Source organism: Burkholderia pyrrocinia (assembly GCF_003330765.1).
Classification (GTDB): domain Bacteria; phylum Pseudomonadota; class Gammaproteobacteria; order Burkholderiales; family Burkholderiaceae; genus Burkholderia; species Burkholderia pyrrocinia_B.
On record NZ_CP024902.1, the window covers coordinates 1,274,799 to 1,288,678 of the forward strand.

General features: G+C 67.6%; 13 protein-coding genes and 1 pseudogene. 5 read left to right on the top strand and 9 right to left on the bottom strand.

The window, feature by feature from the left end:
- Window positions 1-12: 12 nt before the first annotated feature.
- From CUJ89_RS06165 to CUJ89_RS06185, 5 genes are all read right to left on the bottom strand, one after another.
- On the bottom strand, window positions 13-1,371 hold the full coding sequence (locus CUJ89_RS06165; RefSeq protein WP_114176574.1) for an MdtA/MuxA family multidrug efflux RND transporter periplasmic adaptor subunit: 1,359 nt from the start codon (window positions 1,369-1,371) through the stop codon (window positions 13-15).
- Between the two features lie 255 nt (window positions 1,372-1,626).
- Window positions 1,627-2,451 carry an IclR family transcriptional regulator gene (locus tag CUJ89_RS06170; protein WP_114176575.1) on the bottom strand — a complete coding sequence of 275 codons (825 nt, stop codon included), beginning with the start codon at window positions 2,449-2,451 and terminating at the stop codon, window positions 1,627-1,629.
- A 607-nt stretch (window positions 2,452-3,058) separates the two neighbouring features.
- Entirely contained in the window at window positions 3,059-5,023 is a 1,965-nt protein-coding gene (locus tag CUJ89_RS06175) for a PhoX family protein (RefSeq protein ID WP_114176576.1), read from the bottom strand.
- A gap of 159 nt (window positions 5,024-5,182) precedes the next feature.
- Window positions 5,183-6,376, bottom strand: coding sequence for an ammonium transporter (locus CUJ89_RS06180; RefSeq protein ID WP_114176577.1), 1,194 nt, complete (start codon window positions 6,374-6,376; stop codon window positions 5,183-5,185).
- A 264-nt stretch (window positions 6,377-6,640) separates the two neighbouring features.
- Entirely contained in the window at window positions 6,641-6,976 is a 336-nt protein-coding gene (locus CUJ89_RS06185) for a hypothetical protein (protein WP_114176578.1), read from the bottom strand.
- 194 nt (window positions 6,977-7,170) lie between these two features.
- Between CUJ89_RS06185 and CUJ89_RS06190 the strand changes: the two genes are divergently transcribed.
- From CUJ89_RS06190 to CUJ89_RS06200, 3 genes are all read left to right on the top strand, one after another.
- On the top strand, window positions 7,171-7,599 hold the full coding sequence (locus tag CUJ89_RS06190) for a hypothetical protein (protein WP_114176579.1): 429 nt from the start codon (window positions 7,171-7,173) through the stop codon (window positions 7,597-7,599).
- 90 nt (window positions 7,600-7,689) lie between these two features.
- The gene (locus CUJ89_RS06195) at window positions 7,690-8,145 is read left to right on the top strand and encodes an Rrf2 family transcriptional regulator (RefSeq protein ID WP_114176580.1); all 456 of its coding nucleotides are present in this window, start codon (window positions 7,690-7,692) and stop codon (window positions 8,143-8,145) included.
- Between the two features lie 134 nt (window positions 8,146-8,279).
- Window positions 8,280-8,921: an NAD(P)-dependent oxidoreductase gene (locus CUJ89_RS06200; protein WP_114176581.1), complete on the top strand. Its 642-nt coding sequence runs from the start codon at window positions 8,280-8,282 to the stop codon at window positions 8,919-8,921.
- Between the two features lie 127 nt (window positions 8,922-9,048).
- Here the strand turns inward: CUJ89_RS06200 and CUJ89_RS06205 are convergent.
- Window positions 9,049-9,243 (bottom strand): annotated as a pseudogene (locus tag CUJ89_RS06205) (cysteine dioxygenase); the annotation flags it as partial.
- A gap of 172 nt (window positions 9,244-9,415) precedes the next feature.
- On the opposite strand from CUJ89_RS06205, the gene CUJ89_RS06210 reads away from it, so the two are divergent.
- A complete protein-coding gene (locus CUJ89_RS06210; RefSeq protein WP_114176583.1) occupies window positions 9,416-9,886 on the top strand; it encodes an Lrp/AsnC family transcriptional regulator in 471 nt (156 codons plus the stop codon).
- 34 nt (window positions 9,887-9,920) lie between these two features.
- Here CUJ89_RS06210 and CUJ89_RS06215 read toward each other — a convergent pair whose 3' ends face one another.
- From CUJ89_RS06215 to CUJ89_RS06225, 3 genes are read right to left on the bottom strand one after another with little or no spacing between them, the layout of a single operon-like run.
- Entirely contained in the window at window positions 9,921-10,694 is a 774-nt protein-coding gene (locus tag CUJ89_RS06215) for an ABC transporter ATP-binding protein (RefSeq protein ID WP_114176584.1), read from the bottom strand.
- Window positions 10,695-10,698: 4 nt separating this feature from the next.
- The gene (locus CUJ89_RS06220; protein WP_114176585.1) at window positions 10,699-12,387 is read right to left on the bottom strand and encodes an ABC transporter permease; all 1,689 of its coding nucleotides are present in this window, start codon (window positions 12,385-12,387) and stop codon (window positions 10,699-10,701) included.
- Complete coding sequence (locus CUJ89_RS06225) at window positions 12,377-13,420, bottom strand: Fe(3+) ABC transporter substrate-binding protein (RefSeq protein ID WP_114178504.1); 1,044 nt, start codon at window positions 13,418-13,420, stop codon at window positions 12,377-12,379. Before CUJ89_RS06225 ends, CUJ89_RS06220 begins: the two co-directional genes overlap by 11 nt.
- A 242-nt stretch (window positions 13,421-13,662) precedes the next feature.
- On the opposite strand from CUJ89_RS06225, the gene CUJ89_RS06230 reads away from it, so the two are divergent.
- On the top strand, window positions 13,663-13,824 hold the full coding sequence (locus CUJ89_RS06230) for a hypothetical protein (RefSeq protein WP_009688068.1): 162 nt from the start codon (window positions 13,663-13,665) through the stop codon (window positions 13,822-13,824).
- Window positions 13,825-13,880 lie beyond the last annotated feature (56 nt).

Here is a 13,880-nt window from a genome sequence, read left to right on the forward strand (position 1 = left end):
GCGGCCCGCGCGTTATTGGGCCGCTGCTTGCGACGCGCCGTGCTGGTGCCCGCCGCGATGGCCGGCGGTGCCCGATGCACCCGACGCGGCGCCGGCGCCGTGCGCGCCCGATGCGCCTTTCGGCTTGTCGGCCGGAATCGAGATCTTCGCGCCTTCGCGCAGGCGGTCGGAGCCGTCGGTCACCACGCGCTCGCCGAGCGCAATGCCGCTGACGATGCTCGTGCGTTCGCCGTCGACCGGGCCGGGCGTGACCTTGCGTACCGTCACCGTGTTGTCGGGTTTCACGACGTAGACGAACTGGCCGATCGAGCCCGTCAGCACGGCGGAGGTCGGCACGATCGTCGCATTGCGCATCACGTCGACGAGCAGCCGCGTGTTGACGAACTGATTCGGGAACAGCAGGCCGTCCTTGTTATCGAAGCTCGCGCGCAGCTTGACCGTGCCCGTGCTCGTGTCGATCTGGTTGTCGAGCGTCGCGAGCGAGCCCGTCTCGAGCGGCACCGTGTTGTTGCGGTTGTACGCGGTGACCGACAGCTTCTGGCCCGCGTTCACCTGCTTGAGGATCTGCGACAGGTTGTCTTCCGACGTCGTGAAGATCACGCTCATCGGCTGCAACTGCGTGATCACGACGATGCCGTTGGTATCGCCCGGCGTCACGTAGTTGCCGGGGTCGACCTGGCGCAGGCCGACGCGGCCCGATACCGGCGCCGTGATGCGCGCATACGTGAGGTTCAGCTTCGCGGAATCGATCGCGGCCTGGTCGGTCTTCACCGCCCCTTCGTATTGCTTGACGAGCGACGCCTGCGTATCGACGGTTTGCGACGCGATCGAGTCCTGCGACAGCAGCGTCTGGTAGCGCTTCAGGTCGAGGCGGGCCGTCGCGAGCAACGCCGAGTCGCGCGCGTGCGTGCCTTCTGCGTTCTCGAGCGACACCTGGTACGGGCGCGGGTCGATCTGCGCGAGCACGTCGCCTTTCTTGACGATCTGGCCTTCCTGGAACGAGACCGACTGCAGGTAGCCCGACAGTTGCGTCTTGACCGTCACGTTCGCGAGCGGTGTCACGGTGCCGAGCGCAGACAGCACGATCGGCATTTCGCCCTGCGTCGCGGCCGCGACCTGCACGGGCTGCGGAACGTTCGCCATCGCGGCGGGGCCGCCGCGGCCGCGATGGCCGCCGGTGCCGCCGCTGGCACCACCGACGGCGCTTGCGCCGGTCGCAGCGCTGCCTGCCGCCGGCGTGCGGTTCCACGGGTGCCACCACAGCAGGCCGCCAATGACGACGACCGCGAGCGTCCCGACCAGCAGCGTGCGACGCGGGCGCCGTGCGGCAGGGTCCTTCGAAGGGGGCGTGGGCTTTTGTTGGTTGTCCATCGTGTTTTGTCTGGAAGGCGGCGCGGCGGGCCGTTAAACAACGGGCTGCGGGGCTGCGCGTGGGCATGCGTGTCGGGCCGGCCGGGCCGGCTCGGCCCGGCGGCCTCCCGACACGCGCGGGAAAAGAGCGGTGCGCACCGCGAATGCGGCGCGACGATGGGCATGATCCTACGTCCCGTCCCCGTTACAGTCCAGTGCTCTATCTTTCAACGAGTTACGGTCGTTACAGAACGCGGCAGGACGATGACGGAACGATTACATGCTGACGCGCCGGGCCGGTGCGCCGCCGATCTCGCGGGTGATTTTCGCGATGCATTCGTGCAGCGCGGGCACGACGTGTTCCTGCAGCCATTCGGGCGGGCACTGGTGCGACGCGCCGCCGCAATTCACCGAATAGCGCTGGCCCGACGGGCCGACGAAACCGGCCGCGACCGCATTCAGGCCCTCGCGCCATTCGCCGATCGCGATCGCGTGGCCTTCGCGCATCGCGTCATCCAGCGCGGGGTTCAGGCGCGCGGACACATGCGGCCAGTCGTCGCCCGCCGTGGTGCGCAGCGATTCGAGCAGCAGGCGGCGCTCGTCGTCCTCGAGTGCGGCGAGATAGGCGCGGCCGACGGCCGTGCGCGCGATATCCATCCGCGAGCCGATTTCGAGGCGCGTCACCAGCACGGCCGAGCGTGGCCGGATCACGTCGATCGCGACCATGTCGAGCCGGTCGCGCACCGCGAGGTGCACGGACAGCGACGTGCGTTCGGCCAGCTCGATCATGAATGGCCGCGAACGCGCGCGGATGTCGAAGTTGCGCAGGAAGCCGTGGCTCAGTTCGAGCACCGATGCGGTGAGCACGAAACGCTCGCTGTCGGGCAACTGGAACAGGAAGCCGGCGCTGACGAGCGTCGCGGTGATGCGCGAGACGGTCGGCTTCGGGATGCCGGTCAATTCGGTCAGCTCGCGGTTGCTGACAGGCGCGTCGGCAGCTGCGATGCGGCGCAGCACAGCGAGGCCGCGGGCGAGCGCGGTGATCTCGTCGGGCGATGATTCGCGTTCCCGCGGCACGGGAGGAGTTACAGTGGTCGACACGAAGGATTCTCTCTATTTCCGAAACTCGATTTCAGTTTTGTTGGTATTGTAGGACTATTGTCAAAAGATGCATGTTCCGCGGGAGAACCGGTCATTCGATGAGATTTTGCGGGTTCACCCTTGGTTTATTAGGAAAACCCTCAAATGAGCGTTGCCAGAAAGTGCATGGGCCGGTGCAAATACCGCTTGACTTGTCGGGCGGAAACGGAAAGAATGTCTCACGTTTTCGAAACATCGTTTCAGGAGTTTAACCGGCAACGATGTTTCGCGCAGTCTCTCAGGTTCTAGCACGGCCCTCGGAATGGCTAGAACTTTTTTAGCGCCACGGTCTCCGTGGCGCTTTTTTTTTTGCCCGCCTTTTGCCCGTCCGCCCGGACGTGTCAGTCCCGTATTATCACCCGACCGTTGAAAACGCCCGTCCGACCCTCGGCGGAGTATGCATCGCGCGCGATACGCGAGATTCGTACGCGCAAAAAAAGGCGCGACGCCCGCACTGGGCATCGCGCATAAACCGGCGTGGAGCGCCGACGAATGAACGGTGATGAAGACAGGGGCGCCCGGCTAGGGACGCCCGGCCAGGGGCGCGAGCCCCCCTCGCGTGACCCGGTCAGGCCTTCGCGAGCTTGATGCTGGTCTGCTCGGCCGTCAGGTAGCCGACGCTTGCGCCGAAGCGGTCCTTGAAGTTCGCGCGCACGAGCGGATCGAGCGTCGGCTTGACCTTGTCGTGCAGCGGCGATTCCCAGTCGCCCGCATGCTGGAAGTTGCTCATGATGTACGTCCAGCCGTTGATCTCGTCGACCGCGTGCAGGCCCGTCGATTCGGCGCCGGCCGGGCACGACAGCACGCGCACGAGCGACTTCGTGTCGACGTTGTAGGCCCACAGGAAGTTGTTCACGTGCATGCCCGAGTCCTCGCCGATGAACAGCGTGCGCAGCTTCTCGGAGAACTTCAGGTTGTCGGGGTTCGCGATCTTGTCCGGGTTCGCGAGGTTGCCGAGCCCGTCGGCCGCGGCGAGATCCTCGCCGACGAGCGCGGCCGGCGCACCCATGTCGACCGGCACCCATTCGCTGTCGATCGCGCCGCCCGTCGTGTCGCGCTGGCTGCCCTTCAGGTTCAGCGCGTAGACGGCGCCCGCGGCGATCTTCTTGTCGACCGCGACGTCGCGCGACACCGCGTTGCCCTTGACCATCGACGTCTCGATCCGCGACATCGCCGTGTAGACGATCTTGTCCTTCGCGTTCACGGTCGTGCCTTCGAGCTTCGTGAAGCCCATGCTGCCGCCGAGCAGCGCCGCGTAGCGGTGCGTCTCGAGGAACGCGGCCGCTTTTTCCATCCCCGGCTTCACGCGCATCCAGTTGAACTTGCCGCCGAAGTGGATCTTCGCGTAGCTCGCATCGTTCGGGTCGGTGGTCGTCAGGTCCATGATGTCCGACGCCTTCAGCGTGTTCGCGAGCGCTTCGATCTCGCTGCTCGTCGCGTGGCCGATCCTGATCCACGTGAGCGTCGCGGTGCCCGCACCGGCCGACGACGTCTGGGCCCACTTCGCGACGTACAGCGTGCCGGCCGACAGGTCGGCTGCCTTGTCGGCGACGAACATGAACAGGCCGCCGTTGGTTGCGTCGTCACCCATCATCACGGTGCGCTGGTCCGGCATCACCTGGATCAGCTCGTGCGAGATGCGGCCGAGGCAGTAGTGCTTCTTCACGGTGCCGGTGCCGTCCGCGTTCACGGTGATCTCGGGCAGGTGGCCGTAGTGGTAGGGGTTCGCCTTCGTCTCGTCGCCGAACGTGTTCTTGCTGAACGCCTTGAACTGCGCGTCGGTCGCGACCTTCGTCGCGTCCGGCTCGTACTCCTCGCTCGACAGGTGCGTGCCCCACGGCGACAGGCTCGCGCCACAGGTGATCCACAGACCGTGTGCCTTCGACGTATCGACGTTGTGGTACTTGACGACCTTCAACGCGCCGTTGGCCGGATCCTGGTCGAGCGTGAGCACCGCGATCGGCGACGGCAGCTGGCCGTACTGCGATGCGCTGGCCTGGTCGCGCGTCGTGTATTCGAACTGCACGACCGCGAACACCGTGTTGCCCTTCACGCCGGGCACGTTCGCGTTCTTCAGCGTGAGCAGCGAGCTGCCGTCCGGGCAGTCGGAATAGAACTGGCGTTCCTTGCCGGCTACCGAACGGTCGATGATCGGCTGGTTGTTGATGTCGTAGTAGCCGCCCGCGAGCGTCGTGCCGCCCTTGCCGTCCGGCACCATGTCGCCCGTCACGAAGAACGGCCGGTACGCCAGCTTGAAGTTGCGCGCCGAGCCGTCCGAGAACGACACCGACAGCGTCGAGCCAACCGTCGTCGTGGCCATCGCGGCCGCATTGTCGAGCGTGGGCGCGGCCATCGCCGAGAACGTCGCCGACGTATACGCGGCGGCAACCGGGGCCGGCGTCGATGCCGGACTGTCGTCGCCGCCGCAACCCGTCAGCAGGGCCGGCAGCGCGAGGCCGGAAAGGGGAAGCATCGGCGCACCGGCGAGGAACTTCAGGGCCTGACGACGGGAAGCATTGGGCAACGCGGGCATGTGGAGTCCAGTTTCAGTTGTTGGAAGAATGGCCTTCGCGAAGCAGGCGGTCGGCAAGCTTCACGAAGGCAAATTGAAAACTGAACGGAAGTGTAAGGACGCCAGATGAAAGTTTTTTGAATCGAAAACGTAATGTCAGGTCGGATGTCCGTCAGGTGCTCAATCGCGTTCGGGCGTCGCCGAGATGCGATGGATCGACAGGTCGGCGCCGTCGAATTCGGCTTCGCGGTCGAGGCGCAACCCGACGGTCGCTTTCAGCGCGCCGTAGACGAGCGTGCCGCCAGCGGTGGCGATCGCGATGCCGCCGAGCGTGCCGACGAGCTGCGACATGAACGACACGCCACCGAGACCGCCCAGCGCGGGCAAGCCGAATACGCCGGCCGCGAGGCCGCCGAGCGCGCCGCACATCCCGTGCAGCGGCCACACGCCGAGCACGTCGTCGATGCGCCACCTGTTCTGCACACAGGTGAACATCGCGACGAACAGCGCGCCGGCCGCCGCGCCCGTGACGAGCGCGCCGATCGGGTGCATCACGTCGGAGCCCGCGCACACCGCGACGAGGCCTGCGAGCGGCCCGTTGTACGTGAAGCCCGGGTCGTTGCGGCCCGCCATCCACGCGGCGAGCGTGCCGCCGACCATCGCCATCAGCGAGTTCACGGCGACCAGGCCGCTGATCTTGTCGAGCGTCTGCGCGCTCATCACGTTGAAGCCGAACCAGCCGACCGCGAGCACCCACGCGCCGAGCGCGAGGAACGGGATGTTCGACGGCGGGTGCGCGGCGATCCGGCCGTCCTTCGCATAGCGACCGTGGCGCGCGCCGAGCAGCAGCACGGCCGGCAGCGCGACCCAGCCGCCGAACGCATGCACGACGACCGAGCCCGCGAAATCGTGGAACGGCGCACCGAACGCGTGCGTGAGCCACGCCTGCACGCCGAAGCGTTCGTTCCACGCGATCCCTTCGAAGAACGGATAGATGAAGCCGACGATGATCAGCGTCGCGACGAGCTGCGGGTTGAACTTCGCGCGCTCGGCGATGCCGCCGGACACGATCGCCGGGATCGCCGCCGCGAAGGTCAGCAGGAAGAAGAAACGCACGAGCGCGTAGCCGTTGTGCTGCGACAGCGTGCCGATGTCGTCGAAGAACTCGACGCCGTACGCGATCGTGTAGCCGATGAAGAAATACGCGAGCGTCGACACCGAGAAGTCGACCAGGATCTTCACCAGCGCGTTGACCTGGTTCTTCTTGCGGACCGTGCCGAGTTCGAGAAATGCGAAGCCCGCGTGCATCGCGAGCACCATGACGGCGCCGATCAACAGGAACAGTGTGTCGACGCCAGATTTCAGACCAACCATGCCGTGGCTTCCTTGCGCAAAAAACGGGCAAGGAACGCAAATATCGAGCCAACGTGGTGAACGATTGCGTGAAATTGGTGCTCAGGCACCGCGCGGTGCGGCATTCCGGTGAATCGTGCACGGTATGGGGGCGCCGTCGGCAGGGGGCGGCGGTCGTATTGGATGCACGCGCGTGGTGCGGTGCGTGCGGAACTGGTGCGTACGACGGGCGGTGCGGTGCGATGTGGTGCGCAATGGTGCGTCTCCACGCACCGAACCGGCGCGTCAGTGCCGCGCGAACAGCGCGCGCGGCCGGCGCAGCCGCAGCGCGCACGCCGACCAGTACGCGGCGACGGTCGCCAGCCCGAGCGCGGCGAACGCGAGCGCCGCGAAGCCCGCGAGCGACTGGCCGTCGCCGTCGGGGCCGAGGATGCCTTGCGCGACGATCAGCGCAGCCGTCCAGAAGCCGATCACGGCCTGCGTGAGCAGGCGCGCGGACGCGACGCGGCGCGTGCGTCCGGCCTCGGCCAGGCGGCGCGCCGATGGCCGGCGCAGGCACAGGAACAGGGTGGCGGCGAGCAGTGCGGCCAGGGTGATGAACCAGTCGACGAGGAAAGCCATGAGGAAAAAAGGGACACGTACGAAACGGATTGAAGCGTGCTCACTTTAGTGGTGTGGCGCCTGCGATTGAATCAGACGAATCCGAAATTGAAAGGCATTTTTAATGACGGGTGGTTATTGGGCCTGTTCCACAGGCGGTATCATCGACGTCGGTCCAACCACGAGGCCGTGCGACGCACGGCCGGAGATTGCTGATGAACATGAAGACATCGCGGGCGCGTCGCGTGCCCGGGTCCGTGCTGGCGGCTGTGGCCGTCGGTGCGCTGCTGTTGCTCGCCGGCTGCGAGAAGTCCGGCGCGCCGGCCACGCAACCCGATACGGCCGCGAGCGCGGCCGCCGATGCCGCGAACAATGCGGCCAAGGCGCTCGACCAGGTGGCGAGCACCGTCAACCAGCAGCTCAACGCCGCGAAGGCCGGCATCGCGTCTGCGGCGTCGGCCGTGCCGCCGCTGTCCGCAAGCGGCCTCGCATCTGCCGCGCAGGCGCAGTTCGACGCGGCGGCTTCCGCGGTCGTCGCGCATGCGGCTTCCGAGGCGGGCGCGAAGATCGCGGAAGCCGGCAAGAAGCTGCAGCAGTGGAGCCAGCAGAACGCGTCGGGCGCCAAGCCAGCCAGCGGAGAATGACGCGGGCTTGCACGATCCTCAAAATGTAAGTATTATGGTTACACATGTCGCCGGCCGCGGTCCGGGCCGGCGTCGCCGAGTGAGTGAGGAATGAATACCAGCAGCCGGTTCGCGTTTGCCGTTCACGTGCTCGCCTTGCTGTCGATGCAGGAAGGCGTGCCGCTGTCGTCCGACATCATCGCGGGCAGCGTGAACACGAATCCGGCATTGATCCGCCGGTTGCTGTCGATGCTGGCGGCCGCGGGGCTGACCACGTCGCAACTCGGCGCGGGCGGCGGTGCGCTGCTGGCGCGCGAGCCCGGCGAGATCACGCTGCTCGACGTGTATCGCGCGGTCGACGATGCGCAACTGTTCGCGCTGCACCGCGAGGCGCCGAATCCCGCGTGTCTCGTCGGGCGGCACATCCAGGGCGTGCTGACCGACTACATCGGCGATGCGCAGCGCGCGATGGAGGCATCGCTCGCCACGCGCACGCTGGTCGACGTAACGGCCGACATGCTGGACCTGGAGCAGCGCACGCAACACGCAGGGCGCGCCGGCGGGTGACCGGCGGCAGGCAGGGCAGGAAGCCGGGCGGCGCGCAGGTGCGCGCGATCGGCGCAACGGAGCGTTCACTCCGTTTTTTTTCGGTCTTATATGTAATTAAATAAGTTACATATTTTTCTTTCTGGAGAATCGATATGACGCAACGAACCTTGAATATCGCGCTGTTCGGCGCCACCGGCATGATCGGCTCGCGCATCGCCGCGGAAGCCGCGCGACGCGGCCATCGCGTGACCGCGCTGTCGCGCAATCCCGGCGCGGCCGGCGAGGGCATCACCGCGAAGGCGGCCGACCTGTTCGACGCGGCCAGCATCGCGGCCGCGCTGCCGGGTCATGACGTCGTCGCGAGCGCGTACGGTCCGAAGCAGGAAGATGCGGCGAAGGTCGTCGCAGTCGCGAAGGCGCTGGTCGCCGGCACGCGTCAGGCGGGCCTGAAGCGGCTCGTCGTGGTGGGCGGCGCCGGTTCGCTCGAAGTCGCGCCCGGCAAGCAGCTCGTCGACAGCGAAGGCTTCCCGGACGCGTACAAGGCGGTCGCGCTCGCGCACCGCGACGCGCTCGACTACCTGAAGACGGTCGGCGACCTCGACTGGACGTTCTTCGCGCCGGCCGCGGTGATCGCACCGGGCGAGCGGACGGGCACGTTCCGCACGGGTGTCGGCAAGCTGATCGCGGACGCGCAAGGCAACAGCAAGATCTCGGCGGAAGACTACGCGGTCGCGTTCGTCGACGCGCTCGAGCAAGACAGCTTCGTGCACGAGATCGCGACGGTCGCGTATTGAGCGCAGTGCCCGACGGCGCGAGCCGCGACGGGCAGGGCTTCAGGCGATTCCACCTTGACGGGCGGAGTCGCCTTTTTCGTTTGGCCGGTCGCTGCCGACGGAACCCGCCGCGGGCGTCGCCCGTCGTTCAGGCCGACGCGGGCGCCGCGACGCGAACGAGATCGTTGATGTGCGTCGCGATCTGCTCGCCAGCCACGCCGTAGACGTGCAGCGAGATCGCGGGCGCCGCGCCTGGCTCGCCGTCGTGGCCGAGCCGATGGATACCGTGCGGGCCGGCTCGCACGAACGACACGGCACCGGTGTCGCGCGGATGGCGGCGCGACACCGGTCGCGTGGCCGGCGACGGGATCCTGGTCGTACAGCGTTTCGGTGAGCGTGCCGTCGCCTGTGCCTGATTGGTATTTATACCGGTCGACGCGGAGAAGCGGTTTTCATATTGTTCCCCGTCGTGCAGGATGCATAGAATAAATTTCTATCTACGAGGGACTGGGGAAATGGACGCCATCGATCGCAAGCTGCTGGAGCTGTTGCAGGCGGATGCCACGTTGCCGATCGCGGAGCTGGCACAGCGCGTGAACCTGTCGCAAACGCCGTGCTGGAAGCGCGTGCAGCGGCTCAAGGAAACCGGCGCGATTCGCGCGCAGGTCGCGCTGTGCGATCCGCGCAAGCTCGGGGTCGGCACGACCGTGTTCGTCGCGATCCGCACGAACCAGCACACCGAAGAATGGGCGCAGCGTTTCACGCAGGCCGTGCGCGACATGCCGGAAGTGGTCGAGGTCTACCGGATGAGCGGCGAGACCGATTACCTGCTGCGTGTCGTGGTGGCCGGCATCGACGATTACGACCGTGTCTACAAGCAACTGATTCGCACGGTGCCGCTGTTCGACGTCAGCTCGTCGTTCGCGATGGAGCAGATCAAGTACTCGACCGCGCTGCCCGTGCGCGATCTTTCCGTGCCGGCTTGACGCGGCACGGAAAGATCGCGCCGGCAGCACGGGTTCAGCGGCCGCGCGCCAGTGCGCGTGCGCGTTCGTCGGCCAGCGCGTCGCGGCGCACGAAATCCGCGACGAACGGGCTGGCCGGATGATGGTGCAGCGCGTACGGCGTGTCCCATTGCGCGAGTTGGCCGTCCTTCATCACGCCGATCCGGTCGGCAATCGCGAACGCTTCGGCCTGGTTGTGCGTGACGAGGATCGCGGTGTGGCCCGTGCGTTTCAGGATGTCGCGCAGCTCGAACGCGAGCCGCTCGCGCGTATCGACGTCGAGATTCGAGAACGGTTCGTCGAGCAGCAGCAGTTCCGGCGACGGCGCGAGCGCGCGCGCGAGTGCGACACGCTGCTGCTGGCCGCCCGACAGTTCGTGCGGATAGGCGCCGCCGGAATCGGCGAGGCCGACGAGTTCGAGCATCTCCGCGACGCGCGTGCGCCGTTCGGCCTTCGGCATGCGCCGCAGGCCGAACGCGACATTGTCGGCCGTGCTCAGGTGCGGGAACAGCGCATAGTCCTGGAACATCATGCCGATGCGCCGCCGCTCGGGCGGCACGTCGAGCGACGGTGCCGCGACCGGCGTGCCGTCCAGCACGATGCGCCCCATGCGCACGGGTTCGAAGCCGGCGATCGCGCGCAGCACGGTGGTTTTTCCGCAGCCCGACGCGCCGAGCAGGCAGCCGATGTCGCCGCGCGGCAGCGCGAGGCTCAGCCCGTCGACCACCGTGCGGCGGCCTTGCGGCGTGTCGTAGGCGACGCAGAGGTCATCGAGTTCGAGCAGGTTCACGGTGTCAGGCTCCGATCTTGTGGCGGGTGCGGGCGAGCAGGATCACGGGCACGAGCCCGGCCAGCACGATCGCGAGCGCGGCGACCGCGCCTTCCTCGTAGGTGCCGCGCGCGGCTTCCGCATACAGCCAGGTCGCGAGCGTGTCGAAGTTCAGCGGACGCAGCAGCAGCGTCGCCGGCAATTCCTTCATCGCGTCGACGAACACCAGCAGCGCGCTGGTCGTGAGCGCGGGCCGCAGCAGCGGCAGGTGCACGCGGCGCAGCGTCCCGCCGGCCGTTTCGCCGAGCGAGCGCGCCGCCTGTTCGAGCGACGGCGGAATGCGCGCGAGGCCGGCCTCGATGCTGCCGGCCGGGATCGCGAGAAAGCGCACGGTATAGGCGATCACGAGCGCGGCCGCCGAACCCATCAGCAGCAAGCCGTCACGGCCTAGCGCCGCGCCGAACAGCCGGTCGGCCGCCGCGAACGGGATCAGCAGGCCGATCGCGAGCACGGTGCCCGGCACCGCATAACCGAGGCTCGCGATCCGTGCACACACGCGGGCAGGGCCCGCGCGGGCGCTGTCGCGTTGCGCGCGCGCGGCCCATGCGACGACGAGCCCGCACGCGAGCGTCGCGACGGTGGCGGCGGTGGCGATCGTCAGCGTGTTCGCGAGCCCCGTCATCAGCTGGGCGGACACGCCGCCGACGAGATGCAGCCGCTTGCCGGTCTCGACCGCGAGGTACGCGGCCGGCGCGCCGAAGCCGAGCAGCACGGGCAGCCAGCCGAGCACGGCGGCGCTCGACGCGGCGGCACCGGTCAGGCGGCGCGGCGCGATCGGCCGCATGCGCCGGCCATGCGCGTAGCGCTGGCGGCGGCGCCCGTAGCGTTCGAGCACGATCATGCCGACGACGATCGCGAGCATCGCGAGCGCGATCTGTGCGGCGCCGGCGAGATCGGAACGCGTGATCCACGTCGTATAGACGGACACGGTCAGCGTTTGCACGCCGAGGAATTCCGACGCACCGATGTCGTTCAGCGTTTCGAGCAGCGCGAGGCTCACGCCGACGGCGATCGCGGGCCGCGCGAGCGGTACGACGACGCGCCAGAACGTCGCGACGCGTCCCGCGCCGAGCGTGCGCGCGGCTTCGAGCAGGCTCGCGGACTGCGTGACGAACATCGCGCGCGTGCTCAGGTACACATACGGATACAGCACGAAGCCGAGCACGAAGATCGCGCCGGGCAGCGAGCGCAGGTCGGGCAGGCGGAACTGGCGCGGGCTGTCGAAGCCGAGCAGCCAGCGGATCGCGCCCTGGACGGGGCCGATCGGGTGCAGCAGGTCGAGATACGCGAACGCGACGATGTAGGTGGGGACCGCGAGCGGCAGCAGCAGCGCCCACGTTAGCATCCTGCGGCCGGGAAAATCGTACGCGGTGACGAGCCACGCGCAGCCCGTGCCGACGACCGACACGATCGCGCCGACGCCCGCGAGCAGCAGCAGCGTATTGACGAGCGCCTGCGGCAGCACGAATTCGGCGAGATGGCGCCAGTGCGCGAGATCGGCGCCAACCGCGGCGGCCACGAGTACCGCGAGCGGCGCCGCGACCGCCGCGGCGATCGCCAGCGCCGCGATCAGCCACAGGCTGCCCGCGCGCGGCCGCAGGCGCGGCCGACATGGCTGGCGGCGCGCGCCGGCGAACGATGCGTCAGTTGTCAAAACCGACCTTGTCGACGAGCTGGCTCGCCTGCTTGCGATGCTTCGCGATGTCCGTCATCGGCAGCGGATCGACCTTCAGCGCGCCGAAGCTTGCGATCACCGGGTCGAGCTTCACGTTCGCGCGCACCGGGTATTCGTAGTTCGCCTGCGCATACAGCGCCTGCGCTTCCGGCGACACGAGGTATTCGAGCAGTTTCACCGCGTTGGCCTTGTGCGGCGCGTGCTTCGCAACCGTCGCGCCGCTGATGTTCACGTGTGTGCCGCCGCTCTTCGCATTCGCGAACGTCGGCCGCACGACCTTGATCGCGTCGCCCCACTTGCGCGCATCGCTGCCCGGCTCCGCGTTCTTCATGTGACCCACGTAGTATGCGTTCGCGAGGCCGACGTCGCAGATGCCGCCGAGGATGTCGCGCGCGACGTCGCGGTCGCCGCCCGTCGCCTTGCGCGCGAGGTTCGCCTTCACGCCGCGCAGCCATTTCTCGGTCGCGGCTTCGCCGTCGTGCGCGATCATCGCCGCGACGAGCGCGGTGTTGTACGGATGCTGTCCCGAGCGGATGCAGACCTTGCCTTTCCATTTCGGATCGGCGAGATCTTCGTAGCGGAACGTGTCGACCTTCAGGTCCTTTTCGACGTACAGCACGCGGTCGCGCAGCGACAGCGCGTACCAGTCGCCGTTCGCGCCTCGCAGGTTCGCGGGAATCGCGTCGTCGAGCGCCTTCGAGCGCACCGGCTGCGTGACGCCGCCATCGACGAGATCGAGCAGGTTGCCGACGTCGACCGTCATCAGCACGTCGGCCGGCGACTGCGCGCCTTCCGCCTTCACGCGCTCGAGCAGGCCGTCCTTCACGAACACCGTGTTGACCTTGACGCCGCTCTGCTTCGTGAACGCGTCGATGAGCGGCTGGATCAGCTTCGGCTCGCGGGTGGTGTACAGGCTCACTTCCTCGGCCGCATGGGCAAGCGGCGCGAATGCGGCCGCGGCAAGGACGAGGGCGCCGGTGAGCGGCAGCAGGCGGGTGCGCGGATTCGACATGAAGACTCCGGTGGGGCAGGTGGGCGAGGGGGTGTTCCGGGGCGCGCCTGCCCCCCGAGCGATCCGGAACATTACAAAACGAAAGACTTCGGATTCTAGATCGAAATGGGAACGATTATCAAATGAAAGCTTGCGGCAAGCGACCGGGAAGGCGGGGAAGGGGATCGGAAACGGGGCGTCGCAGCGGGGGCGCAAGCGCGTAGAATGCCCGCTTCGATGAATTTGACGGAGACGCACCGACCATGAACGATCAGCGCAAGAAGAATCCTGTCCGCAACGTGAGCATCCTGATCGTCGTGGCCGTGCTGCTCGTGATCGGGACGATCCTGTACAACGCGATTTCGCAGAAGCGCGCGTACGACGAGGCCCATCCGGCCGAGGCCGCGAGCGCGGCATCGCACTGACGTGCCGGTGCGCGGCCCGGTCGGGCCGCGCACGTCGTGCATGCGGAGGGCGGGAG